The sequence below is a fragment of the Pseudomonas sp. PGPPP4 genome (assembly GCF_002256045.1).
In the GTDB taxonomy this organism is placed as follows: domain Bacteria; phylum Pseudomonadota; class Gammaproteobacteria; order Pseudomonadales; family Pseudomonadaceae; genus Chryseomonas; species Chryseomonas oryzihabitans.
Map to the genome: position 1 here is coordinate 227,503 of NZ_NKID01000007.1, position 24,137 is coordinate 251,639.

The 24,137-nt window shown below is 64.3% G+C and carries 26 protein-coding genes; 6 read left to right on the top strand and 20 right to left on the bottom strand.

All coding sequences use genetic code 11. From position 1 onward, the window contains the following. Positions 1–238 precede the first annotated feature (238 nt). The gene (gene rpsT, locus CFE50_RS14700) at positions 239–517 is read left to right on the top strand and encodes a 30S ribosomal protein S20 (protein WP_007160795.1); all 279 of its coding nucleotides are present in this window, start codon (positions 239–241) and stop codon (positions 515–517) included. Between the two features lie 95 nt (positions 518–612). Here the strand turns inward: rpsT and proB are convergent, their stop codons facing one another. The 4 genes from proB to rplU form a co-directional block, all read right to left on the bottom strand. Continuing rightward, positions 613–1,731 (bottom strand): glutamate 5-kinase, encoded by a 1,119-nt coding sequence (proB, locus tag CFE50_RS14705; protein WP_286734596.1) that lies wholly within the window; start codon positions 1,729–1,731, stop codon positions 613–615. 15 nt (positions 1,732–1,746) lie between these two features. Next, positions 1,747–2,958 (bottom strand): Obg family GTPase CgtA, encoded by a 1,212-nt coding sequence (gene cgtA, locus CFE50_RS14710; RefSeq protein ID WP_042137070.1) that lies wholly within the window; start codon positions 2,956–2,958, stop codon positions 1,747–1,749. A 265-nt stretch (positions 2,959–3,223) separates the two neighbouring features. Further along, on the bottom strand, positions 3,224–3,484 hold the full coding sequence (gene rpmA / locus CFE50_RS14715) for a 50S ribosomal protein L27 (RefSeq protein ID WP_007160792.1): 261 nt from the start codon (positions 3,482–3,484) through the stop codon (positions 3,224–3,226). A 26-nt stretch (positions 3,485–3,510) separates the two neighbouring features. Beyond that, positions 3,511–3,825: a 50S ribosomal protein L21 gene (rplU, locus tag CFE50_RS14720; protein WP_007160791.1), complete on the bottom strand. Its 315-nt coding sequence runs from the start codon at positions 3,823–3,825 to the stop codon at positions 3,511–3,513. A 400-nt stretch (positions 3,826–4,225) separates the two neighbouring features. Between rplU and CFE50_RS14725 the strand changes: the two genes are divergently transcribed. Together CFE50_RS14725 and CFE50_RS14730 are read left to right on the top strand one after the other, a co-directional pair. Continuing rightward, positions 4,226–5,200, top strand: coding sequence for a polyprenyl synthetase family protein (locus CFE50_RS14725; protein ID WP_286734598.1), 975 nt, complete (start codon positions 4,226–4,228; stop codon positions 5,198–5,200). Positions 5,201–5,335: 135 nt separating this feature from the next. After that, positions 5,336–5,590, top strand: a complete 255-nt coding sequence (locus CFE50_RS14730) for a PA4570 family protein (RefSeq protein ID WP_007160789.1) — start codon at positions 5,336–5,338, stop codon at positions 5,588–5,590. A gap of 2 nt (positions 5,591–5,592) precedes the next feature. On the opposite strand, the gene bamJ is transcribed toward CFE50_RS14730, so the two are convergent. From bamJ to CFE50_RS14765, 7 genes are all read right to left on the bottom strand, one after another. After that, positions 5,593–6,210, bottom strand: coding sequence for a BamJ family beta-barrel-assembly machinery protein (gene bamJ, locus CFE50_RS14735; protein WP_017640861.1), 618 nt, complete (start codon positions 6,208–6,210; stop codon positions 5,593–5,595). Between the two features lie 42 nt (positions 6,211–6,252). Then, positions 6,253–6,408, bottom strand: coding sequence for a DUF2256 domain-containing protein (locus tag CFE50_RS14740; RefSeq protein ID WP_074583973.1), 156 nt, complete (start codon positions 6,406–6,408; stop codon positions 6,253–6,255). Beyond that, a complete protein-coding gene (locus CFE50_RS14745; protein WP_286734600.1) occupies positions 6,405–7,955 on the bottom strand; it encodes a cryptochrome/photolyase family protein in 1,551 nt (516 codons plus the stop codon). Before CFE50_RS14745 ends, CFE50_RS14740 begins: the two co-directional genes overlap by 4 nt. Continuing rightward, positions 7,952–8,257 (bottom strand): DUF6482 family protein, encoded by a 306-nt coding sequence (locus CFE50_RS14750; RefSeq protein ID WP_027600864.1) that lies wholly within the window; start codon positions 8,255–8,257, stop codon positions 7,952–7,954. The genes CFE50_RS14745 and CFE50_RS14750 overlap by 4 nt, the downstream gene beginning before the upstream one ends. Before the next feature lie 147 nt (positions 8,258–8,404). Next, on the bottom strand, positions 8,405–8,893 hold the full coding sequence (locus tag CFE50_RS14755; protein ID WP_017640865.1) for a TIGR00645 family protein: 489 nt from the start codon (positions 8,891–8,893) through the stop codon (positions 8,405–8,407). An 80-nt stretch (positions 8,894–8,973) separates the two neighbouring features. Beyond that, entirely contained in the window at positions 8,974–9,315 is a 342-nt protein-coding gene (locus CFE50_RS14760) for a PA4575 family protein (protein WP_286734602.1), read from the bottom strand. 161 nt (positions 9,316–9,476) lie between these two features. Continuing rightward, complete coding sequence (locus CFE50_RS14765) at positions 9,477–11,921, bottom strand: Lon protease family protein (protein WP_286734604.1); 2,445 nt, start codon at positions 11,919–11,921, stop codon at positions 9,477–9,479. Between the two features lie 227 nt (positions 11,922–12,148). On the opposite strand from CFE50_RS14765, the gene CFE50_RS14770 reads away from it, so the two are divergent. From CFE50_RS14770 to CFE50_RS14780, 3 genes are all read left to right on the top strand, one after another. Further along, complete coding sequence (locus CFE50_RS14770) at positions 12,149–12,493, top strand: hypothetical protein (RefSeq protein ID WP_286734606.1); 345 nt, start codon at positions 12,149–12,151, stop codon at positions 12,491–12,493. Positions 12,494–12,562: 69 nt separating this feature from the next. Then, a complete protein-coding gene (locus CFE50_RS14775; RefSeq protein ID WP_241809290.1) occupies positions 12,563–13,426 on the top strand; it encodes an EamA family transporter in 864 nt (287 codons plus the stop codon). 41 nt (positions 13,427–13,467) lie between these two features. Beyond that, a complete protein-coding gene (locus tag CFE50_RS14780; protein WP_241809291.1) occupies positions 13,468–13,962 on the top strand; it encodes a gluconokinase in 495 nt (164 codons plus the stop codon). A 17-nt stretch (positions 13,963–13,979) separates the two neighbouring features. Here CFE50_RS14780 and CFE50_RS14785 read toward each other — a convergent pair whose 3' ends face one another. From CFE50_RS14785 to CFE50_RS14825, 9 genes are all read right to left on the bottom strand, one after another. Next, the gene (locus CFE50_RS14785) at positions 13,980–14,774 is read right to left on the bottom strand and encodes a thymidylate synthase (RefSeq protein WP_027600868.1); all 795 of its coding nucleotides are present in this window, start codon (positions 14,772–14,774) and stop codon (positions 13,980–13,982) included. 127 nt (positions 14,775–14,901) lie between these two features. Then, complete coding sequence (locus CFE50_RS14790) at positions 14,902–15,798, bottom strand: ABC transporter permease subunit (protein ID WP_027600164.1); 897 nt, start codon at positions 15,796–15,798, stop codon at positions 14,902–14,904. Then, positions 15,795–16,703, bottom strand: coding sequence for an ABC transporter permease subunit (locus tag CFE50_RS14795; protein WP_286734611.1), 909 nt, complete (start codon positions 16,701–16,703; stop codon positions 15,795–15,797). Before CFE50_RS14795 ends, CFE50_RS14790 begins: the two co-directional genes overlap by 4 nt. Further along, positions 16,700–17,854, bottom strand: a complete 1,155-nt coding sequence (gene potA, locus CFE50_RS14800; protein WP_241808059.1) for a polyamine ABC transporter ATP-binding protein — start codon at positions 17,852–17,854, stop codon at positions 16,700–16,702. Before potA ends, CFE50_RS14795 begins: the two co-directional genes overlap by 4 nt. A 54-nt stretch (positions 17,855–17,908) precedes the next feature. After that, complete coding sequence (locus CFE50_RS14805) at positions 17,909–18,967, bottom strand: polyamine ABC transporter substrate-binding protein (protein ID WP_169853377.1); 1,059 nt, start codon at positions 18,965–18,967, stop codon at positions 17,909–17,911. A 149-nt stretch (positions 18,968–19,116) separates the two neighbouring features. Next, a complete protein-coding gene (locus tag CFE50_RS14810; RefSeq protein WP_286734613.1) occupies positions 19,117–20,214 on the bottom strand; it encodes a polyamine ABC transporter substrate-binding protein in 1,098 nt (365 codons plus the stop codon). 105 nt (positions 20,215–20,319) lie between these two features. Then, entirely contained in the window at positions 20,320–21,678 is a 1,359-nt protein-coding gene (locus tag CFE50_RS14815; RefSeq protein ID WP_241808058.1) for an aspartate aminotransferase family protein, read from the bottom strand. A 22-nt stretch (positions 21,679–21,700) separates the two neighbouring features. Further along, a complete protein-coding gene (locus CFE50_RS14820) occupies positions 21,701–23,059 on the bottom strand; it encodes a glutamine synthetase family protein (RefSeq protein WP_241808057.1) in 1,359 nt (452 codons plus the stop codon). A gap of 34 nt (positions 23,060–23,093) precedes the next feature. Further along, the gene (locus tag CFE50_RS14825; protein ID WP_241808056.1) at positions 23,094–23,843 is read right to left on the bottom strand and encodes a gamma-glutamyl-gamma-aminobutyrate hydrolase family protein; all 750 of its coding nucleotides are present in this window, start codon (positions 23,841–23,843) and stop codon (positions 23,094–23,096) included. Between the last annotated feature and the right edge of the window lie 294 nt (positions 23,844–24,137).

Sequence of the window (24,137 nt, forward strand, 5' to 3'; positions counted from 1 at the left end):
GGAGAGGACTCGGTGAACGCAGCGGGACGTGACAGAGGATGCGCGTGAGCGCAGTCGCGCGATGGGCACAAGCGATCGAGTGTAACGAGGCCCTTCATCGGCGACCAGCCGGATATCCATCCAGACAGCCTTGACAGGCGCCGCCAGGGACGTCAAGATTCGCGACCTTAATTTAGCTCTGTACTTGCTACAGAGTTCGCTCTGTACCCAATACAGTCTTTTTCGAAGGAGCTCCACGGTGGCTAACTCCCCCTCCGCCAAAAAACGCGCCAAACAGGCTGAGAAGCGTCGCAGCCACAATGCGAGCCTGCGCTCCATGGTGCGTACCTACATCAAGAACGTCGTCAAGGCGATCGAAGCCAAGGACCTGGAAAAAGCCAAGTCCGCTTATGTTGCTGCCGTTCCGGTCATCGACCGCATGGCCGACAAGGGCATCATCGACAAGAACAAGGCCGCTCGTCACAAGAGCCGCCTGAACGCTCACATCAAGGCCCTGGCTACCCCCGCCGCTGCCTGATACGCGTTCAAGTAAAAAACCGGCTTCGGCCGGTTTTTTATTGCCTGGGATTCAGGAATCCAACGCCTCCGGAGAGGCGCCAGGATCGACGATCGTCAGACCAGGACGAGGTTATCCCGGTGAATCAGCTCGGGCTCGTAGACATAGCCCAGCTCGACCACGATGGCGTCCGAAGGCCGCCCCAGGATGCGCTGCGCCTCGGTCGCACTGTAGTTGACCAGGCCACGCGCCACCTCGCGCCCGTCCGGACCGACGCAGGCAACCATCTCGCCGCGCCGGAAGCTGCCTTCCAACGCTCGCACACCCACCGGCAGCAGACTGCGATGACTGCCCACCAGGGCCTCCACCGCACCGGCGTCCAGGCGCAGGGTGCCACGCACCTGCAGATGCCCCGCCAGCCACTGCTTGCGCGCCGCTACCAGGCCACGCTCGGGTGACAGCAGGGTACCCAGCTGTTCGCCCTGCTGCAGGCGACTGAGCACCTGCTGGATCCGCCCACCGACGATGACGGTATAGGCACCGGAGCGCGCCGCCAGACGCGCAGCACGCAGCTTGGTCTGCATGCCGCCACGCCCCAGGGCACCTCCAGTACCACCGGCGACCAGATCCAGAGCCGGATCGTCGGCGCGCGCCTCGCTGATGAGGCTGGCATCGGGATTGTTGCGCGGATCGGCATCGAACATGCCATCGCGATCGGTGAGGATGACCAGCAGATCGGCTTCGACCAGGTTGGCCACCAGGGCGGCCAGGGTGTCGTTGTCGCCGAAGCGGATCTCGTCGGTGACGACGGTATCGTTCTCGTTGATCACCGGCACCACACCCAGGCTCACCAGGGTGCGCAGGGTGCTGCGGGCATTGAGATAGCGCTTGCGATCGGACAGGTCGTCATGGGTGAGCAGGATCTGCGCGGTCTGCACCTGATGCTCGGCGAAACTGGATTCCCAGGCCTGCACCAGCCCCATCTGCCCTACCGCCGCGGCCGCCTGCAACTCGTTGATGGCGGTCGGACGCTGCGTCCAGCCGAGCCGACTCATGCCAGCCGCCACCGCACCCGAGGACACCAGCACCAGCTCGATGCCCGCCTGGTGCAGGGCCACCATCTGCTCGACCCAGCCGGCCATGGCCCCGCCATCCAGACAACGCCCGTCATCGGTCAGCAGGGCACTGCCGATCTTCACCACCCAGCGCTGGGCGCCAGACACCTGATCACGCATGGGCAAGCTCCTTTCTTACCGTACGTAGAAGATTTCCGGACCGTCGCCGTCGTCTTCGTCATCATCGAAGTCGTCGTCTTCGTCCACCGCCTTGACACCCGAACGGCGCAGGGCCCGCTGGTCGTCCAGCGCCTGCAGACGCGCCCGCGCCTCGTCCTCGATGCGCTGATCGAGCTCTTCCAGCGCCTCGGCATAGGCCGGATCCTCGGCGAGACGCAGGGTCCGCTCGTCGAGATACTGCATGATGGCCTGGCAGAGCTGCTCGGTGCCCTCCCGCTCCAGGGCGGAGATGACGAACACCGGACCCTGCCAGTCCAGACGCTCGACCACCGCCTTGAGGCGCTCTTCGCGCTCGTCATCGAGCAACTGGTCGGCCTTGTTCAATACCAGCCAGCGGTCACGCTCGCCCAGCGCCGGGCTGAACTTGGTCAGCTCGTTGATGATGGTCTCGGCAGCCTCGGCCGGATCGCTTTCATCCAGGGGCGCCATGTCGACGAGGTGCAGCAGCAGGCGGGTCCGCGCCAGGTGCTTGAGGAAACGGATCCCCAGGCCGGCGCCTTCGGACGCCCCTTCGATCAGCCCCGGGATGTCGGCGACCACGAAGCTCTTGAAGCGCCCCACGCTGACCACGCCCAGGTTCGGCACCAAGGTGGTGAAGGGATAGTCGGCGACCTTGGGCTTGGCAGCCGAGACCGCGCGAATGAAGGTGCTCTTGCCGGCATTGGGCAGGCCGAGCAGACCGATGTCCGCCAGCACCTTGAGCTCCAGCTTGAGATCGCGCTCTTCGCCGGGCTTACCCGGGGTGGTCTGCCGCGGCGCGCGGTTGGTGCTGGACTTGAACCGGGTATTGCCCAGGCCGTGCCAACCGCCCTGGACGACACGAATGCGCTGACCGGGCTGGGTCAGGTCACCGATGATCTCCTGGGTCGCCGCATCGATCACCGTGGTGCCCACGGGGACCGGCAGCACCAGGTCTTCACCCTTGGCGCCGGTGCACTCGGTGCTCCCGCCCTTCTCACCGTTCTGCGCGGTGAAACGTCGGGTGTAACGGTAATCGACCAGGGTGTTCAGGTTGATGTCGGCTTCGAGCCAGATCGACCCGCCATCGCCGCCGTCACCCCCATTGGGGCCACCCTTCTCGATGAATTTCTCCCGGCGGAAACTCATCATGCCGTTGCCGCCGTCACCCGCTTTTACGTGTATGGATACTTCATCGACGAATTTCATCTGGACCTCCCGCGCTCGCGGGCCGCTGCAAACAAGGAACTAGTGTGGTGCTTCAGGCGTTCGCGCAAGAATGGGCGAGTGATTTTTCGGTTTGGGCTAGGCGCCGCGACGAGTCATAGCAGGGCTATGGCGAGGAGTGGCAACAACGCCCAGGCGGAAAAAGCGCCGCCAAAATTGTGCAGATAACTTCTGAAACACCACACTAGCTTAACTACAAACGAAAAAGCCCCGTCGGGTAGACAGGGCTTTTCTTTCGTCACGGGCCTTAGGCGGCGGCGACGATGCTCACGTAACGACGGCCGAAGGCGCCCTTCACGTCGAACTTGATCACGCCGTCCACTTTCGCGAACAGGGTGTGATCCTTGCCGAGGCCCACGCCGTAACCGGCATGGTACTGGGTGCCGCGCTGACGCACGATGATGTTGCCGGCCTTAACGACCTGGCCGCCGTACAGCTTCACGCCAAGGCGTTTGCTTTCGGAATCGCGACCGTTACGAGTAGAACCACCCGCTTTTTTGTGTGCCATGAGTCAATTCTCCGTTAGAGGCGAGATCAGGCCTGGATGCCAGTGATCTTGATTTCAGTGAACCACTGACGGTGGCCCTGACGCTTCATGTGATGCTTACGACGACGGAATTTGATGATGGTGACCTTGTCGTGACGGCCCTGGGCGGTCACTTCGGCGGTCACTTTGGCACCATCAACGACCGGCAGACCGATCTTGACGTCGTCACCGTTGCCAACCAGCAGAACCTGGTCGAAGGTGACGGTTTCACCGGTGGCGATGTCGAGCTTCTCGACCTTCAGGTATTCGCCTTCGGCGACCTTGTATTGCTTGCCACCGGTAACGATAACTGCGTAGGACATGGTAAATCTCCGTTAAACCTGCTCACCCGGTGCTTTATAGGAAGAGTCGTCGACCGGCATGGCTGCACGGGACCGGAAGGACCACCGCGCAATTGCGTAAGACAGGGGGTTAACCCTAGGAATGTTCAGGGCCCGCGATTCTACGCAAGCCGGGCCCGGGAGGCAAGAGCCGCCCGCCCGCGCCTTGACAGCCCCCCACCCCACCCCTAGCATGCCGCGCAACCTCGTTCAGCGGCCATGCCGGGCCGGTGCCCAGCCGAATCGGCATGAGCGGCGAGCCGCGGGAGCGCGATGGCAATCCCTGGGCATGGCACTTGTGCCGGTCCCTAGGGCATAGTCTGGCGGTCATGCGCCATCCGGCCGCTTGAATATTGCCCGGACCTCCAGTGGACACCTCTCAATGACGCAGCAATCCCAGTCCTTCTATCGCGTGGTGACGGACGATTTCGCCGCCGTAGACGGCATCATCCGCCAGCAGCTGACCTCGCGCGTGCCGCTGGTCGAGAAGATTGGCGACTACATTGTCTCCGCGGGTGGCAAGCGCCTGCGTCCGCTGCTGGTCCTGTTGGCCGGCAAGGCGCTCGGGCGCGCCGATCACAATCTGCAGCTGCTGGCGGCGACCATCGAATTCCTGCACACCTCCACCCTGCTGCACGACGATGTCGTCGATGCCTCGGGGATGCGCCGTGGCCGCTCCACCGCCAACGCCCTCTGGGGCAACGCCCCCAGCGTCCTGGTGGGCGATTTCCTCTATGCCCGCTCCTTCGAGATGATGGTGGCGCTGGGCTCCATGGAGGTGATGCGCATCATCTCCCAGGCCACCCGCGTCATCGCCGAGGGCGAGGTGCTGCAGCTGTCGAAGATCCGCGACGCCAGCACCACCGAAGAGATCTACATGGAAGTCATCCGCGGCAAGACCGCCATGCTCTTCGAAGCCTCCACCCACAGCGCGGCGATCCTGGCCGGCGCCAGCGCCGAACAGGCCGACGCCCTGCGCCGCTATGGCGATCATCTGGGTGTGGCCTTCCAGCTGGTCGACGACCTGCTCGACTACCAGGGCGACGCCGTCGCGTTGGGCAAGAACGTCGGTGACGATCTTGCCGAGGGCAAGCCGACTCTGCCGCTGATCGTGACCATGCGCGAAGGCACTGCCGAACAGGCTGCCCTGGTACGCCAGGCGATCCGCCAGGGCGGCAGCCAGGACCTGGAAGGCGTGCGCGCCGCCGTCGAAGCCGCTGGCGCCCTCGACTACACCGCACGCAAGGCCCAGGAATTCGCCGAGCGGGCGATCGCCTGCCTGGACGCCCTGCCCGCCAGCGAATATCGCGACGCCCTGGCCGACCTGGGTCGCTTCTCGGTGGCCCGTACCCACTGAAGCCTGCACCGTCCGATTAAGCCCGCCGTCGCCAGACCGCGGGCTTTTTCATGTCCGACCAAAAAAGTCAGGTAATCCCTTGCTATTTATTGAATAAGAATTATTCTCATAAATAGCACAGCAGGAGCCCTTGCCATGACTTATCTGATCGACGCCTGGCTGGACCGGCCGCACCCCTATCTGCGCATCCTCAACCGGGAAACCGGCAAGGTCTGCGCGGAGCTGGACGAGACGGCCCTGGAAGAACTCAAGGACCTGGGCGAGCTGGATCTGCACAGCCTCACCTCCAGCGAGCCGCGGGTGGTGAAGGAGCAGATCCGCCAGGTCTTCCTGTTCAGCTACGCCCTGGCGCTGCGCCCGGACAACGAGGCGCTGCGCCTGGACTGCTAGCCTCAGAGGACGTCGAGGAGCTCGACGTCGAACACCAGCACGCTGTGCGGCGGGATGCCACCGACGCCCTGGGCGCCATAGGCCAGTTCGCTGGGCACGTGCAAGCGCCACTTGCTGCCGGCAGGCATCAGTTGCAGGGCTTCGGTCCAGCCGGCGATCACGCCGCCCACCGGAAACTCGGCCGGCTGGCCGCGCTGGTAGGAGCTGTCGAACACGCTGCCGTCGATGAGGGTGCCGTGGTAGTGGGTGCGCACCTGGTCTTCACGGGTCGGCGTGGCGCCCTCCCCCTGGGTGAGCACCTCGTATTGCAGACCGGACGGCAGCACCACGACGCCAGGGCGCTCGGCATTGGCCTTGAGGTAGTCGACGCCTTCCTGGGCCGCCGCAGCGGCCTTGGCCTGGGCTTCCGCCTGCATGCGCTCGCGGATGACGCGGAAGCTGGCGTTCAGCGACTCGACGTCCACCCGGGAATCCTGGCCGTCGAAGGCCTCGGTCAGGCCGGCGAGCACGGCCGCCAGCTGCATGCCGGGGACCGGATTCTGGCGCAGCTGATCGCCCAGCTGGCGGCCGATGCCGTAGCTGACGCGGGCTTCGTCGGTGTCGAGCAGGATGTCGTTCATAGCAGCCTTTCCATCGTGAAAAAAGGAGCCGAGCCTAGCACATCAGGGACTCGACTCGCCGCCGAGGCTGCCGCGCTGCCGGCGACAGCGCTCGGAGCAGTAGCGCACCTCGTCCCAGTTGCGCTCCCACTTCTTGCGCCAGGCGAAGGGCCGCTGGCAGACCGGACAGACCTTGGTGGGCAGATCGCCCTTCTTCATAGGGATTCTCCCGCGTCGAGACGCGCCAGCAGGGTTTCGCCACGCTGCCAGAGGGCCTGCTGGCGCTCCGGGGCCTGGCGATCGAGATTGCGATAGAGATTGAGCATGCGCGGATAGTGGGCGAAACGCTCGCGATGGCGGATCAGGAAGTGCCAGTAGAGGGCATTGAAGGGACAGGCCCTGTCGCCCAGCGCTTCCGTGACCTGATAGTGGCAGCCCTTGCAGTAGTCGGACTGGCGACGGATGTACTGGCCGCTGGCGCAATAGGGCTTGCTCGCCAGATAGCCGCCGTCGGCATGCATCACCATGGCCTGGGTATTGGGCAGCTCGACCCACTCGAAGGCATCCAGGTAGACCGCCAGATACCACTCGCCGATGGCCTGGGGCGCGATGCCGGCCAGCAGGGCGAAGTTGCCGGTGACCATCAGCCGCTGGATATGGTGCGCATAGCCCAGCGCCAGGGTCTGGCCGATGGCCTCGCGCATACAGGCCATGCGGGTATCGCCGGTCCAGTAGAACTCCGGCAGCGCCCGGGTATTGCCCAGTGCATTGAGCTCACGGTATTCGGGCATGCGCAGCCAATAGACGCCATGGACGTACTCTCGCCAGCCGATCAGCTGACGCAGGAAGCCCTCGGCACTGTTGAGCGGCACCCTGCCCTCGCGATAGGCGGCATCCACGTCGGCGCAGAGCTGACGCAGGTCCAGCAGCCCGATATTGAGCGCCGCACTGATCCGGGCGTGATGCAGATAGGGCTCGCCACGGGCCATGGCGTCCTGATAGCTGCCGAAGTCGCGCAAGCCCGTGCCCAGGAAGTGCTGCCAGAGGCGCTCGGCATCCGCCCGGGTCACCGGATAGTCGAAGCCTTCCAGCCGGCCATAGTGATGAGCGAAGCGCTGCCCGACCAGCTCGAGCACGTCCCGGGTACAGGCATCGGGCGGACAGCTGAAGGGCTCGGGAACAGGCTGGTCTTTAGGCAGCGCCTTGCGATTGTCCTTGTCCAGATTCCAGACGCCACCGCACGGCTCGTCTGGTCCCGCCATCAGCCAGCCGTGTCGCCTGCGCATGCCGCGGTAGAAGGCCTCCATGCGCAGCTCGGTGCGCGACCCGGCCCAGCGGGCAAAGGCGGCGCGACTGCAGAGGAATCTGTCATCGCCATGCCAGCGTACCGGTATCGCCAGGTCCAGCGCCCGCAGCGCCTGCTCCAGTCGCCACTCGCCGGTCTCGGTCAGCCGAATCTCACGCGCGCCCGTCGTCTTTGCCCAGAACGCGATCTCGGCCGGCAGCGAGCCCTGGTTGTCGGGGTCGTCCAGGGTGCGATAGAGAACCCGGAAGCCGCGCGCGCGCATCTCGCTGGCGAAGTGGCGCATGGCGCTGAAGATCAGGGCGATCTTGCGCGGATGATGAGGGACATAGCTGGCTTCGCTCATCACCTCGGCGAGCAGCAGCACGTCCTGCGCGGGATCGGCGTCGCGCAGGGAGGCCAGGCGAGGCGAAAGCTGATCGCCGAAGACCGGCAGCAGGCGCCGAACGGCGCCCTCGCTCAAGAGGCGTTCCGGTAGTTCAGCGGGATCTTCAGGGGTTCGGCCGAGCGTGGCGCCATGCCGACCATCTCGTCGTAGGCACTGTGCTGGATGAGAAAGCACGGCAGTGCCGGCAGATCGGCCAGCAGGCGGCGGGCCTGGGCGGCCGAGCCCAGGCGGTAGAAGTGTCCGTCCCGTCCGGTCAGGCGCGTGCGACCGCTCTGGGTGAGCACCTCGAGCACATAGAAACCGCCCTCGATGGAGAGCAGATTGAGTTCACGAACCTCACCGGCCTGGGCGCGCTGGGTCAATTCCGGCAATTGCATGGAAACCTCCGGGTCGAGATCGACGCCAGGGATGGCGTCGATCGGCAGCTGTGAGCATTCGACAACCTAGGACAAGCAAGCGCAGCGGCGCAATCCACAAAGCGTAAGCGAAAGCTGCCGGCGGCGGACGAATGGCCGCCCGGCCCGTCAGTGCTTGGTCAAGCGGTCCAGATAGCCCATAGCGAAGGCCGAGACCACGAACACCAGATGGATGATCACGTACCACTTGAGGTACTCGGGATTGGTGTTCTGGGCATCCATGAAGATGCGCAGCAGGTGAATCGAGGAGATGGCGACGATGGACGCGGCCACCTTGTTCTTCAGCGAGCCCGAATCCATCTTGCCCAGCCAGCTGAGCTTTTCCGAGCCTTCGTCGATGTCCAGCTGGGACACGAAATTCTCGTAGCCGGAAATCATCACCATGACCAGCAGGCCACCTACCAGCGCCATGTCGATCAGCGACAGCACCAGGAGGATCAGCTCGGCTTCGGTGGATTCGAAGATGTGCGGCAGGACGTGGAAGACTTCCTGAAAGAACTTGAGCGCCAGCAGGACCAGGGCCAGGGACAGACCCAGATAGATGGGCGCCAGCAGCCAGCGGGAGGCGTAAAGGGCTTTTTCGATCAGACGTTCCATGCATACTCGCTCGGATTACCAGGGCCAGGCGAGTATACCGGGGCGGTGCGGGCGGACCAATGCGGCAGGTTGTACCTGACTCAGGCGTCGGGGCCGACCTGGAAACGCACCTGCTGATGGGCACGCTCGCCATTCATCTTGCGCAGTTCGCTCTGCATGTGCAGGCGCCAGATCTGAGCCTCTTCGACCTGGATATAGCCCTGCTCGACCAGGTTCTCGGCGATGGCGGTCATGACGCCTTCGGCGGCCTTGGGACCGTGGAAAGGCCCCTGGGCCTTGATGGCGGTGGGCTGCTGACCGTTCAGGCCGGCGGCGCACAACAGGGTCCAGAGGCCCTGTTCCTGACCGAGCGGCTTGATTTCGCATTCGATACGAGTGACGAGGCCCAGGCAGGGACGGATCAGGGTAATGGTGCGGGACATGGCGTCATCCTCTCGAAGCGCTCAATGCTCGCCGGTCCTAGGCCAGAGGTATCCACAAAGGCTGTGGACAACCCTGTTGGTCAACAGGGGGCAAGCGGGTCTGGGCGCCGTGCTACTTGGGCTGCGACGCCTTGTACAAAATCCGACCTGCCCCCTGGACCTCAGTTCTCCTCCGCTTCGTTGTTTTTCCCTTTTGCCTTGGAGTTATCACTGAGTTTGTCGGCCAGTTCATCTTCCAGCTCGAGCTCGGCGATTTCCTTGAGACGCTGTACCACGCGCGCATTGACGCTGCCGTCGGGGAAACGACCCTTGGCATCCGGCGCCCCGGCGGGCTCGCCCACCAGCAGCGACAGGGCCTCGTCCGCCTGACGTACGGCATAGACATGGAACAGCCCCGCGCGGACCGCTTCCAGCACGGTCTCGTCGAGCATCAGGTTGGTGACGTTGGCGCGCGGAATGATCACGCCCTGCTCGCCGGTCAGGCCGCGGGCCTGGCAGAGGCGGAAGAAGCCTTCGATCTTCTCGTTCACGCCCCCGACCGGCTGCACTTCGCCGAACTGGTTGATGGAGCCGGTGATGGCGAAGCACTGCTTGAGCGGCGTGCGGGACAGCGCGGAGATCAGGGTGCAGGCCTCCCCGAGGGAGGCGCTGTCGCCATCGACATAGCCATAGGACTGCTCCAGGGCGATGCTGGCCGAGATCGACAGCGGAAATTCCTGGGCATAGCGACTGCCCAGGTAGCCGGTCAGGATCATCACGCCCTTGGAGTGGATCGGCTGACCCAGGCTGACCTCGCGCTCGATGTCGAGAATGCCGCTGGCACCTGGATAGACCGTGGCGGAAATGCGCGCCGGCATGCCGAAGGCGGAATCGGCCACCTCCAGCACGGTGAGGCCGTTGCACTTGCCCACCGCCGCGCCCTGGGTGTCGATGAGGATGAGTCCGGTCAGCATGTCGTCCAGTACCCGGGCGCAGACGCGACCGGTGCGGGTTTCCTTGGCCTTGAGCGCTCGCTCGACATGGCCCTTGTCGGTGCGCTCGTCGCCCGCCAGGTGGCGGATGAAGTCGGCTTCGCTGACCAGCTGGAACAGATCGCCGATACGCGCCGACAGCCGCCCCTGGTGTTCTGCCAGGCGGGCGCTGTAGGTGGCCAGGCGTGCCACGGCCGCCGAGGTCAGGGGTGCCATGCCCTCTTCCGAGGTGCGCGTCTTGAGCAGCTGGGCGAACTGCTCCAGGCTCTCGTCGCGCAGCGGCAGTTCTTCGTCGAAGTCCACCAGCACCCGGAACATCTCCTGGAAGTCCGAATCCAGCTCCTGCAGGGTGTAGTAGATGTTGCGCGAGCCGATGATGATGACCTTGAGCTGCAGCGGGATCTGCTGCGGCGCCAGGCTCATGGCGGTGAGCCGCCCCAGCTCGGCCAGCGGCGATTCCATCTTCAGCTGACGCGAATGCAGGGCGCGCTTGAGTGCGTCCCAGACGAAGGGCTCGGTCAGCAGCTTGTCCGCCTCGACGATGAGGAAGCCGCCATTGGCGCGGTGCAGGGCACCCGGGCGCAGCTGGCGATAGTTGGTGTAGAGCGCGCCCTGATCGGACTGGTACTCGATGCGCCCGAAGAGGTTGTCGTAGGTCGGGTGGGACTCGAACACCACCGGCGCACCCCCGGTGACGTGGTGACCGATGATCAGATTGGGCTCGTACTGCTCGCGCAATTCCTTGCGCCGCTGCATGTCGGGCTTGGCGTCGTCGGCCAGTTGCTCGACCACCGTCTTGAGCAGATCCACCTGCATGGCCTGCAGATAGGCGCAGACCCCGGGATTGTCGTTGTACTTCTCCGACAGCGGCGCCAGCAGCGGCTGCAGGGCCTGGATGATGGTGTCTTCGTTCAGGGCACGCAGCTGGTTGCTCGACTCGCGCCGCCACTGCGGCAGGCTGGCCAGTTCTTCGTTGAGGCGCTCTTCCAGGCTGGAGATGTCGGCGTGGAAACGCTCGCGCTCGGCCTCGGGCAGCTGGGCGAAGTCGGCCTCGTCCAGCGCCTTGCCCTCCTTCATCGGGGTGAAGGCGACGTTGTTGGCGTCGCGATAGAGGGCGATCTCCTTTTCCAGGGCGAGCTTTTCCACCACGTCCAGGGCCTGGTCGTAGCGCTGGTTGAAGGCGCGCTCGATGGCGCTCTTCTTCTGCTGGAAGGCCGGGTGCTCGAACACCGCCGGAAAGGTCGCCAGCAGGTTGTCGATGAAATGGGCCATGTCGGCCACGAAGGCCTCGCCTTCGCCAGGCGGCAATTCCAGGGCGCCCGGTGCGCGGGGCTCTTCGAAGTGATTCAGGTAGACCCAGTCGTTGGGCGTCGGCTGACGCTTGGCCTCGGCCTTGAGATAGCGCTGGACGAAGGAGAAGCGACCGGTGCCCGGCTCGCCCATGACGAAGACGTTGTAGCCGGGCCGCGGCATGGCCACCCCGAACTGCAGGGCTTCCACCGCGCGCTCCTGACCGAGGATGCCGCGGAAGGGTTCGAGCTGATCGGTATCGGCAAAGGAGAATTGTTCGGGAGCGAAGGGGCGGGTCAGCTCATCGGGAGCGAGCCGGAGACCGGCCGCGACGGGATCGTGCATCGTAAGTCCTTGTCAGGCATGCAAGCAGTGTCCGCATTCTGCGACCGGGAAGACGGCCGAAGCAAGGCAAGCGGCGCTCCCCTGCGCATTTAAGCGCAGCGGTGCGCGGGGTTGACGCAACGTCTGTCGGTATTTTCCGGCGCCCGTGTTTTTTGACGAAATTCTCACCAGACGCCTACTAAGCTCTGTGTATGGGGATCAGACGTAGGATCCCGTGAGGAGGCCTTATGGCTGGCTCTCGTCGTTTCAATCCGCTGTTGTTCCTGCTGTCCGCGCTCGCGGCCTGCACCAGCTATCACGATCAGTTGATCGCCAAGGGCTATCCGCCGGCCTATGCCGACGGCTTCAGCGACGGCTGCCAGACCGGCAAGCAGGCGGTCAACGGCATCGGTTACGAGCACAAGGACGCCCGTCGCTTCGCCGCGGAAAAGCCCTATCAACAGGGCTGGGACGCGGGCTATGCGCAATGCGTGCAGGTGGCCCAGCGCGAAGAGCAGCAGCGGTTCCTGGACCAGGTCCGGGAAAATCGCGAAGGCGCCGAGCAACTGCACCTGCGCTCCAAAACACGTTGAGGTCGTAGCCAACCTTGCGGCGCGGATAGGATGACCTATGCTGGCGGGCCCGCTTGTCGAGCCCTGCCGATGTCCGCCCGTTCGCCGCTGTTCGCCGTTGCCCTGCTGCTGGTCGCCATGACCTCGATCCAGACCAGCGCCAGCCTGGCCAAGACCCTGTTCCTGCGTCTCGATCCGGTGGGCGTCACCACCCTGCGGCTGATCTTCGCCGCGCTGGTCCTGCTGCTGGTGCTGCGCCCCTGGCGCAACTTTCGCCGCGAGGCGCTGGGCAGCCTGCTGGGCTATGGCGTCGCCATGGGCGTGATGAACCTGACCATCTACCTGGCCATGCAGCGGCTCCCGATCGGCATCGCCGTCGGCCTGGAATTCGTCGGCCCCCTGGTGGTGGCATTGTGCGCGCTGCGCCGCTGGCTGGACCTGCTGTGGATCGTGCTAGTGGTGGCCGGCCTGGCGGTACTCCTGCCCTTCGGCCACAACGCCTCGGCGCTGGATCCACTGGGCACCGCCCTGGCCCTGGGCGCCGGGGCGTGCTGGGCGCTGTACATCGTGCTGGGCAAGCGCGCGGGGGCGGTGCACGGCACCGCCACGGTGGCCTTTGGCGCGACCATCGGCGCCCTGGTGATCCTGCCCATCGGCATCGCCCACAGCGGCAGCAATCTCTTGCAACCGGAAATCTGGCCGCTGGCACTGGCCCTGGCGCTGATGTCCACGGCCATTCCCTATGCCCTGGAGATGGTGGTGCTGACCCGCCTGCCGGCGTCCACCTTCGGCACCCTGATGAGTCTGGAGCCCGCGCTGGGCGCCCTCTCCGGCTGGGTGTTCCTTGGCGAGATCCTGGGCATCTCCCAGTGGTTCGCCCTCGCCTGCATCATCGTCGCGTCCATCGGCGCCACCTGGAGCAGCCGCCTGACCCCGGAGCAAACGCCGCTCTAGGCACTCTATAGCGAGGCGAATCCTCACGCGGAGTACCGACGATGATCTATCTGATAATGGGCGTCTCGGGCAGTGGCAAGACCACCCTGGGCGAACTCCTGGCCAGCCGGCTGGACTGTCGTTTCGACGATGCCGACACCTTTCACAGCCAGGCCAACAAGGACAAGATGGCGAAGGGCATCGCCCTCACCGACGAGGATCGCTGGCCCTGGCTGGACGCCATCCACGATGCCATGCAGCAGGCGCAGGCCGAGGGCACCCCCCGGGTGTTCGCCTGCTCCGCGCTGAAAAAGATCTATCGCGACCGCCTGCTGAGCGGCCTCGAAGGCGTCCGCCTGCTGTTTCTCAAGGGCTCGCCGGAGCTCCTGGCCGAGCGCATCGGCAGTCGCCGCGGGCACTTCTTCGATCCCAAGCTCCTGCAGAGCCAGCTCGATACCCTGGAGGCGCCCGATCACCTGGAAGCCCAGGTGCTGGACGTGCGCAAGTCGCCGGAGCAGCTGGTGGACGAGGTGCTGGCGTCTGGCCATAGCGCCTGAGCGCTACGGCCAACGCTTCAGACCGCGACGGGTGCCTTGATGTGCGGATGGGCCTGGTAGCCCTCCAGTTCGAAATCCTCGAAGCGGAAGGCGAACAGGTCGGTGACCGCCGGATTGAGCTTCATGGTCGGCAGCGGCAGTGGCTCGCGGGTCAGCTGCAGATCGGTCTGCTCCAGGTGATTGGCATAGAGATGGCAATCACCGCCGGTCCAGATGAATTCGCCCGGTTGCAGCCCGGTGACCTGGGCCACCATCAGGGTCAGCAGCGCATAGCTGGCGATGTTGAAGGGCACACCGAGGAAGATGTCGGCGGAGCGCTGATACAGCTGGCAGCTCAGGCGACCATCGGCGACATAGAACTGGAACAGCGCATGGCACGGCGGCAGCGCCATCTCGTCCACCAGGGCCGGATTCCAGGCCGAGACGATCAGCCGGCGCGAGTCGGGCTTAGCGCGGATCATGTCCACCACCCCGGCGATCTGGTCGATATGGCGACCGTCGGGTGCTGGCCAGCTGCGCCACTGGTAGCCGTAGACCGGACCGAGCTCGCCGTTCTCGTCGGCCCATTCGTCCCAGATGGACACGCCATTGTCCTTCAGGTAGCGGATATTGGTCTCGCCCTGCAGGAACCACAGCAGTTCATGGATGATGGATCGCAGATGGCACTTCTTGGTGGTGACCAGGGGAAAGCCCGCGGCCAGGTCGAATCTCATCTGGTAGCCGAAGACGCTGTAGGTCCCGGTGCCGGTGCGGTCGCTCTTGAAGGTGCCGTGTTCGCGCACGTGGCGCATCAGGTCGAGGTACTGTTTCATGGCGGGAGCGCTACCTGGCAAAAGGCAAATGGTACCAAATCGTGCCCTGTTGCAGCGGTCGCGCTTGTCGCAGGCTTGATCATCGGACATAAAAAAGCGGCCCTGAGGCCGCCCTTTCTTCCCGTCGTCAGCTGCTGGCTGGCGGCGCCGTGAGGGTCGCCGTTTCGCGCTCGCGCTGGGTGATCTCCGAGGCCGTGGCATCCATGGCTTCCTGCAGCCCCTGCAGCCGCTTCTTCTCGGCGCGGCGGGTGAAGTACCAGGCGAAGAAGGTGAACAGCGAGACCGCCAGCAGGATCAGGCTGGCAATGGCGTTGATCTCCGGCTTCACGCCCAGGCGCACTGCGGAGAACACCTCCATCGGCAGGGTGGTCGAGCCGGGGCCCGAAACGAAGCTCGCCAGCACCAGGTCGTCCAGCGACAGGGCGAAGGACATCATGCCGCCCGCCGCCAGCGACGGCGCGATCATGGGAATGGTGATCAGCAGGAACACCTTCCACGGCCGGGCGCCCAGGTCCATGGCCGCCTCTTCGATGGACAGGTCCAGTTCGCGCAGCCGCGCCGACACCACTACCGCCACATAGGACGAGCAGAAGCTGGTGTGGGCGATCCAGATGGTGGTCACGCCGCGATCCTGCGGCCAGCCGATCAGCTGGGCCATGGAGACGAACAGCAGCAGCAATGACAGACCGGTGATCACCTCGGGCATCACCAGCGGCGCCGTGACCATGCCCCCGAAGACGGTGCGGCCGCGGAAGCGCGGGATGCGGGTCAGCACGAAGGCCGCCAGCGTCCCGAGGATCACCGAGGAGATCGCCGTGTAGAAGGCGATTTCCAAGGAGCGAAACACGGCGCTCATCAGCTGGCTGTTGTCCAGCAGCCCGACGTACCACTTCACCGACCAGCCACCCCAGACGGTCACCAGGCGCGACTCGTTGAAGGAGTAGATGACCAGGATGACCATCGGCAGGTAGATGAACAGCAGTCCGAGCACCAGCATCAGGTTGGTGAACTTGAGGCCTCTCATAGCTTGCCCTCCAGTTCCTTGGCTTGGTTTCTATTGAACAGGACGATGGGCACGATGAGTATCAGCAGCATCACCACCGCCAGGGCGGACGCCACCGGCCAGTCACGGTTGTTGAAGAATTCCTGCCAGAGCACGCGACCGATCATCAGGGTCTCCGGGCCACCCAGCAGCTCGGGAATGACGAACTCGCCCACCGCCGGAATGAACACCAGCATGCAGCCGGCGACGATGCCGTTCTTGGACAGCGGCACGGTGATCTTCCAGAAGCTGGTGAAGCGACTGGCACCCAGGTCGCCGGCGGCTTCCAGCAGGGTCAGGTCATGCTTCACCAGGTTGGCGAACAGCGGCAGGATCATGAACGGCAGGTAGGAATAGACGATCCCCAGGTACACCGCGAAGTTGGTGTTGAGCATCTGCAGCGGACTGCTGATGATCCCCAGGTTCATCAGGAAGCTGTTGATCAGGCCGTTGGTGGACAGCAGCCCCATCCAGGCATAGACGCGGATGAGGATGGCGGTCCAGGTCGGCATCATGATCAGCAGCAGCAGGACCGTCTGCTTCTCGCGACTGGCCCGGGCGATGGCATAGGCCATGGGATAGCCGATCAGCAGGCAGATCAGGGTGCTGATGCCGGCCATCTTCAGCGAACCGAGATAGGCATCCAGATACAGCGGATCGTCGGCGAAAATCAGGTAGTTGCCGAAGTTGAGCGCGATATCCAGTTGCTGATCGGCGTAGCTGAACAGCTCGGTGTAGGGCGGGATGGCCACGTCCGCCAGCGAGAAGCTGATCTTGAGCACGATCAGGAACGGCAGCAGGAAGAACAGGAACAGCCAGACGAAGGGCACGCCGATGGTCAGGCGGCGGCCATCGAGCAGGCGCTTGAGCAAGGGAGGTCTGGTCATGCTTGCAGTACCACGCCGCTGTCGTCTTCCCAGTACACCACCACGGCGTCATCCCAGGTGGGTCGCTTGCCGAGGCGCTCGGCGTTGGCGATGAAGCACTGGACCAGATGGCCGGAGGCCAGGCGCACGTAGTACACCGAGTGACCGCCGAGGTAGGCGATGTCCTGCACGGTGCCGCTGCACCAGTTGTAGTCGGGATGCTCGTGATCCGCCGGCAGGCTGGTGCCCATCAGCAGCTTTTCGGGACGCAGGGCGAAGGTGACCTGCTTTTCCTGAGCCCGGGTACTGATGCCGTGACCGATGTAGATCGGCCGTTCCAGTTGTGGACTCTGGATGATGGCATGGTCGGCGCCGTCGTCGGTCAGCTCACCGTCGAAGATGTTGACGCTGCCGATGAACTCGCAGACCAGCCGGCTCGCCGGGGTCTCGTAGATGTCCATGGGGCTGCCCACCTGGGCGATCCAGCCCAGGTGCATGATGGCGATGCGCTCGGCCATGGTCATGGCCTCTTCCTGGTCGTGGGTCACCATCACGCAGGTCACGCCCACGCGCTCGATGATCTCCACCAGCTCCAGCTGCATCTGCGAGCGCAGCTTCTTGTCCAGCGCGCCCATGGGCTCGTCGAGCAGCAGCAGCTTGGGTCGCTTGGCCAGGGAGCGCGCCAGGGCCACCCGCTGGCGCTGGCCACCGGAGAGCTGGTGCGGCTTGCGCTTGGCGTACTGGGTCATGTGCACCAGCTTGAGCATCTCGGCCACGCGGGCATCGATCTCGGCCCTGGGCAGCTTGTCCTGCTTGAGACCGAAGGCGATGTTCTGCTCCACGCTCATGTGCGGGAACAGCGCATAGGACTGGAACATCATGTTGATCGGCCGCTCGTAGGGCGGCATGTCGGTGATGTCCACGCCATCGAGGAAGATGCGCCCCTCGCTGGGCCGTTCGAAACCGGCCAGCATGCGCAGCAGGGTCGACTTGCCCGAACCCGAGCCGCCGAGCAGGGCAAAGATCTCGCCCTTGTTGATGGTCAGGGAGACGTCGTCGACAGCGACGGTTTCGTCGAACTTCTTGGTGACCCGGTCGATCTTGACCAGGACTTCCTTGGCTTTCTTGTCGCCGGTGGCGGCTTTCTTGAAGGCACTGGTGGCGGTCGCCATGTACATCTCCCCAGGAAAATCGGGGACCGGCCGGGCCGGTCCGCTTAGCGTTGGTTATTTGCCGGACTTGACCCGCGTCCAGCTGCGGGTTTCCAGACGCAGGAGTTGCGGGGGCAGCTCCTTCATGACGTACAGCTTGTCCATCACCGCCTGTGGCGGATAGACGGTCTCGTCCTGCCGCAGCTCGGCATTCATCAGCTCGCCCGCCTTGGGATTGGGGTTGGCGTAGCCGACATAGTCACTGACCTTGGCGATGACCTCGGGCTGCAGCAGATAGTTGATGAAGGCATGGGCCTCCTTCACGTTCTTGGCATCCTTGGGGATGGCCAGGAGGTCGAACCAGAGGTTCGCGCCCTCCTTGGGAATCGCGTAGCCGATGTTGACGCCCTTCTTCGCTTCCTCGGCACGCGAACGCGCCTGAAAGACATCGCCGGAATAGCCGAAGGCCACGCAGATGTTGCCGTTGGCCAGATCCGAGATGTACTTGGAGGAATGGAAATAGGTGATGTACGGCCGCACCTTGAGCAGCTGCGCCTCGGCCTTCTTGTAGTCGTCGGGGTTGGTGCTGTTGGGATCGAGTCCCAGGTATTGCAGGACTGCCGGATAGACCTCATCGGGCGAATCCATGAAAGAGACGCCGCACTTGCTCAGCTTCTTGAGGTTCTCGGGTTCGAACAGGATGGCCCAGGAATCGAGCTTGTCGGTGCCCAGCGCGGCCTTGACCTTGTCGACATTGTACCCGATGCCGTTGGTGCCCCACAGGTAGGGAACGCCGTATTGGTTACCCGGATCGCTCTTTTCCAGCTGCTTGAGCAATGCCGGATCGAGATTTTGCCAGTTTGGCAGCTGGCTCTTGTCCAGTTTCTGGAAGGCGCCCGCCTTGATCTGCTTGGCCAGGAAGTTGCTCGAGGGCACCACCACGTCATAGCCGGTATGGCCGGCCAGGAGCTTGCCTTCGAGGGTTTCGTTGGAATCGAAGACGTCATAGACCGGGGTGATGCCGGTGGCCTTCTGGAAATCCTCGAGCGTGGTCTCGCCGACGTAATCGCTCCAGTTGTAGACGCGTACCGTCGGCTCGGCGACGGCGGTTCCCATGACGGTCAGGGTGGTCATGGCCAGCAGGGTTTTACGCAACGAAAGCACGGGCGGCTCCTTTCATGGTTGGCATCGGCGACGACACCCTTTCAGCGGTCCATACAGACGTACGGCACGCCGGAGTGACTCCGGCGTGCCGTCCTGTCAGCCGCACGCGGCGGCAGAACTCACTTGCCGGACTTGATGGTGGTCCAGGTACGAGTCATCAGACGCTGGGTCTTGGCCGGAAGATCCGGGAAGGCGTACAGCTTGGCCATGGTTTCCTGGGTCGGATAGATCCCCGGGTTGGTGCGGATCTCTTCGGCCACCAGCGGGGTCGCCGCCTTGTTGCCGTTGGGATACTGCACGTAGTCGCTGACCGCCGCGATCACCTTGGGCTCCATGATGTAGTTGATGAACTTGAGGGCCCCCTCGGGGTTCTCGGCATCCTTGGGAATGGCCATGGTGTCGAAGAAGGTGCCAGCGCCTTCCTTGGGAATGTTGTAGGCCACGGTCACGCCGTTCTTGGCGTCGGCCGCGCGGGCCTTGGCCTGGGCGATGTCGCCGGAATAGCCGACCGCCACGCAGACGTTGCCGTTGGCCAGGTCCGAGATGTACTTGGAGCTGTGGAAATAGGTGATGTAGGGACGCACCTTGAGGAACAGGTCCTCGGCCGCCTTGATCTCCTTGGGATCCTGGCTATCCGGCTTGTAGCCGAGGTAGTGCAGACCGGCGGGAATGATCTCGGTGGGCGAATCCAGCACCGCCACGCCACAGCCCTTGAGCTTGGAGAGGCTCTCGGGCTTGAAGATCAAGTCCCAGGAATCCACCGGGGCATTGTCGCCCAGGGCAGCCTTGACCTTGGCCGGGTTGTAGCCGATGCCGATGGTGCCCCACAGGTAGGGGATGGCGTACTGGTTGCCCGGATCGCTGACTTCCAGGGTCTTCATCAGCTGCGGGTCCAGGTTGCTGTAGTTGGGCAACTTGGACTTGTCCAGCGGCTGGTAGACGCCGGCCTTGATCTGCTTGGCCAGGAAGGAGTTGGACGGCACCACCACGTCGTAGCCGGAACGGCCGGCCAGCAGCTTGGCCTCGAGGGTCTCGTTGCTGTCGTAAACGTCATAGACCACCTTGATCCCCGACTCCTTCTCGAAGTTGGCGATGGTGTCTTCGGCAATGTAGTCGTTCCAGTTGTAGACGTGCAGGACCTTGGGGTCCGCCGAGGCGTTACCGGCAAAGAGGCCGGCCAGGCTCAGCGCTAGAAGAGTCTTGCCAAAAACATTCATGCGGTGGTGCTCCTCAAGTCATCGTTGGTCTTTTGATTCGGTGCGCGGCCAGCGCCCGCGCGCAGTCTGGCAAGGTCCGCCGCCGCGCTCAAGCCTTGCCGGCCATTAGCCACGCTGGCGCAGCAGCTCATGGGTCTGATCGAGACTCAGGCGCGCCAGGGTAACCAGCTCGTCGATGGACTCGGGCGTGATCACCAGCGGCGGCGCGATGATCATGGTATCGCCCACCGCGCGCATCACCAGGCCATTGCGGAAGCAGTGCTCGCGACAGAGCATGCCCGCCCCACCCTCGTACCGCGACCGCGTCTTCTTGTCGCGCACCAGCTCCAGCGCCGCCACCATGCCGACGCCACGGGTCTCGCCCACCAGCGGGTGGTCGGCCAGCTCCGCCCAGCGTTTCTGCAAATAGGGTGCCGTGGTGCTGCGAACCCGGTCGACGATGCCTTCGTCGCGCAGGATGCGGATGTTTTCCAGGGCCACGGCGGCCGCTACCGGATGCCCGGAATAGGTGAAGCCGTGATAGAACTCGCCGCCCTCGTCGAGCACCCTGACCACCTCGTCGCGCACCACCACGCCGCCCATGGGCACGTAGCCGGAGGTGAGCCCCTTGGCGATGGGCATGAGGTCCGGAGCGTTGCCGTAGTACTGGCTGCCGAACCATTCGCCGGTACGGCCGAAGCCGCAGATGACCTCGTCGGCGATGAAGAGGATGTCGTACTTTTCGAGGATCTGGCGTACCCGCGGCCAGTAGCTTTCCGGCGGCACGATCACCCCGCCGGCGCCCTGGATGGGCTCGGCGATAAAGGCGGCGACGCGCTCTTCCCCGACCTCGAGGATCTTCCGCTCCAGCTGATCGGCCGCCCAGATACCGAATTCCTCCGGACTCATCTCGCCGCCTTCACCGAACCAGTAGGGCTGCGGGATGTGCACGATGTCGGGCAGCAGACCGCCCTGCTCGTGCATCGCCGCCATGCCGCCCAGGCTGGCCCCGGCCAGGGTCGAACCGTGGTAACCGTTCCAGCGCCCGATGACCACGCGCTTCTCCGGCTGGCCCTTGGTCGCCCAGTAATGGCGCACCAGGCGCAGCACGGTGTCGTTGGCCTCCGAACCGGAACCGGTGAAGAACACGTGGTTCATGCCCTCCGGCGCCAGCTCGGCGATGGCCTTGGCCAGCTCCAGCGCTGGCGGGTGGGCGGTCTGGAAGAACAGGTTGTAGTAGGGCAGTTCGCGCATCTGGCGGCTGGCCGCCTCGACCAGTTCTTCCCGGCCGTAGCCGACGTTGACGCACCAGAGTCCGGCCATGCCGTCGAGGATGCGCTGACCCTCGCTGTCCCAAAGGTGCACGCCCTCGGCGCGAGTGATGATGCGGGCGCCCTTTTCGTTGAGCTGGCGATAGTCGGTGAAGGGCGCCAGCAGATGCCGGCGACTCAGGTCCTGCCAATGGGCGGTGGTAAAGGTATTCACGAAGCCTCTCCTCGGATCGCGGTCAGACGCTGAGCAGCAGGAATTCCCGCTCCCAGGAACTGATCACGCGCTTGTAGTTCTCGTGTTCGGCGCGCTTCACCGCGACGTAGCCGCGGGTGAAACGACTCCCCAGATAGCGTTCCAGGGTGGCCGACTGCTCCATGCGTTCCAGGGCGGCTTCCAGGGTCAGCGGCAGACGCAGGTTGCGGCGCTCGTAGCCACGCCCCTGCACCGGCGCGCTGGGCGAGACGTTCTCGATCATGCCCAGGTAGCCGCACAGCAGGCTGGCCGCCAGGGCCAGGTAGGGGTTGGCATCGGCGCCCGCCAGGCGATTCTCCACCCGGCGATTCTGCGGATCGGAATCCGGTACCCGCAGCCCCACGGTACGGTTCTCTTCACCCCACTCCACGTTGACCGGCGCCGAGGTGTCGGGCAGGAAGCGGCGGAAGGAATTCACGTTGGGCGCGAACAGTGGCAGCGCCTCGGGAATGTACTTCTGCAGACCACCGATGTGGTGCAGGAAGAGTTCGCTCATGCTGCCATCGGGGTTGGAAAACACCGTCTTGCCGGTCTTGAGATTCACCACGCTCTGGTGCAGGTGCATGGCGCTGCCCGGCTCGCCGGTCATGGGCTTGGCCATGAAGGTGGCGGTGACGTTGTGCTTGAGCGCCGCCTCGCGCAGGGTGCGCTTGAAGACGAAGATCTGGTCGGCCAAGTGCAGCGGATCGCCGTGACGGAAGTTGATCTCCATCTGCGCGGTGCCTTCCTCGTGGATCAGGGTATCCAGATCCAGTTCCTGGGCCTCGCACCAGTCGTACATGTCTTCGAACAGCGGATCGAATTCGTTGGCCGCATCGATGGAAAAGGACTGGCGCCCGGTTTCCTGGCGCCCGGAGCGGCCTACCGGCGGCTGCAGCGGATAGTCGGGATCGTCGCTGCGCTTGGTCAGGTAGAACTCCATCTCCGGCGCGACGATGGGCTGCCAGCCGTGCTCGGCATAGAGCTTGAGCACCTTCTTGAGCAGGTTGCGCGGCGACAGCTCGATGGGGATGCCACGCTTGTCGTAGGTGTCGTGGATCACCAGGGCGGTGGGCTCCAGGGCCCAGGGCACCAGGAACACCGCGCGATCGTCCGGGCGACAGTGCATGTCGATGTCGGCCGGGTCGAGCAACTCGTAGTAGATGTCGTCGTCGACATAGTCCCCGGTCACGCTCTGCAGGAGCACGCTCTCCGGCAGGCGCATGCCCTTTTCGTTGAGAAACTTGGCGGTGGGGGAAATCTTGCCGCGGGCGATGCCGGTCAGATCGGCGACCAGGCATTCCACTTCAGTGATCTTGCGTTCTTTCAACCAGGCGGTGAGCCGGTCAAGCGGGGTGCTCATAAAGACCTCGAAGGTTCGAGCGGGGTGAACAGCATCAGCGCTCGGCAGCGCGCGCCTTGCAGGCCTTGCCGAACGCCTTGAACAAGGCGAGATAGACCGGGTGACTGCGCACCTTCCATTCCGGGTGCCACTGCACGCCACAGGCGAAGGCACGGGCCTCGCGGACCGAGACGGCCTCGATCAGGCCATCGGGCGCCAGCGCCTCGGCGCGCAATCCCGGTGCCAGGCGATCGATACCCTGGCCATGGATGGAATTCACCTCGAAGCGCGCTGGCAGGCCGAGGGCCTCGAACAGGCCACCCGGCCGGATCTCGACGGGATGGTGCAGGCCATACTGTTCCTCCAGGGTCTCGCCGCGTTCGCGGTGATCCATGAGGGAGTCGACCTCGTGCACCTTCTGGTGCAGGCTGCCGCCAAAGGCCACGTTCATTTCCTGGAAGCCGCGGCAGATGCCTAGCACCGGCACGCCCGCCGCCACGGCGGCGCGCAACAGCGGCAGGGTCACCGCATCGCGGGCCGCGTCATGCAGGGTGCCGGGCGCGCTGGGTGTGCCCTGGTAGTGATGGGGCTCGACGTTGGAGGGCGAACCGGTGAACAGCAGACCGTCCAGGCGCTCGAGCAGAGCCTCGGTGGCGATGAGGTCGGCCAGGGCCGGGATCACCAACGGCATGCCCTCGGCGCCCTCCACCACCGCGCGCAGATACTTGTCGCCAGCGATGTGAAAGGGATGCAGGCCTAGTTGCCTGGTACAGGCTGTGACACCTATGAGGGGCAGCGCGGACATGGGGCACCGAGTTGAACAGGAATCATCCGAGCCTAGTCTTGTTCGTTATTTTTCACAACCACCGGCAAAAAGTTTCGAGATTCTGCACAGAAGTGGCGAAACAGAGGCGTTTCAACCCGACTAAATGCGCCAAAAACAGGCGCCTGCGCACCACCTCCGAGCAGGGCTGCCTCCAGTTGACTTTGGTCCGCCTTTCGGATTGACTCCAGGGTGGTAACTCCGCTGATTGATATTTTTAACAGGGGCGCTGACAAAGCGTCGGAGCGCAGGCGAGACCGTACTCTCAGGTCGCTG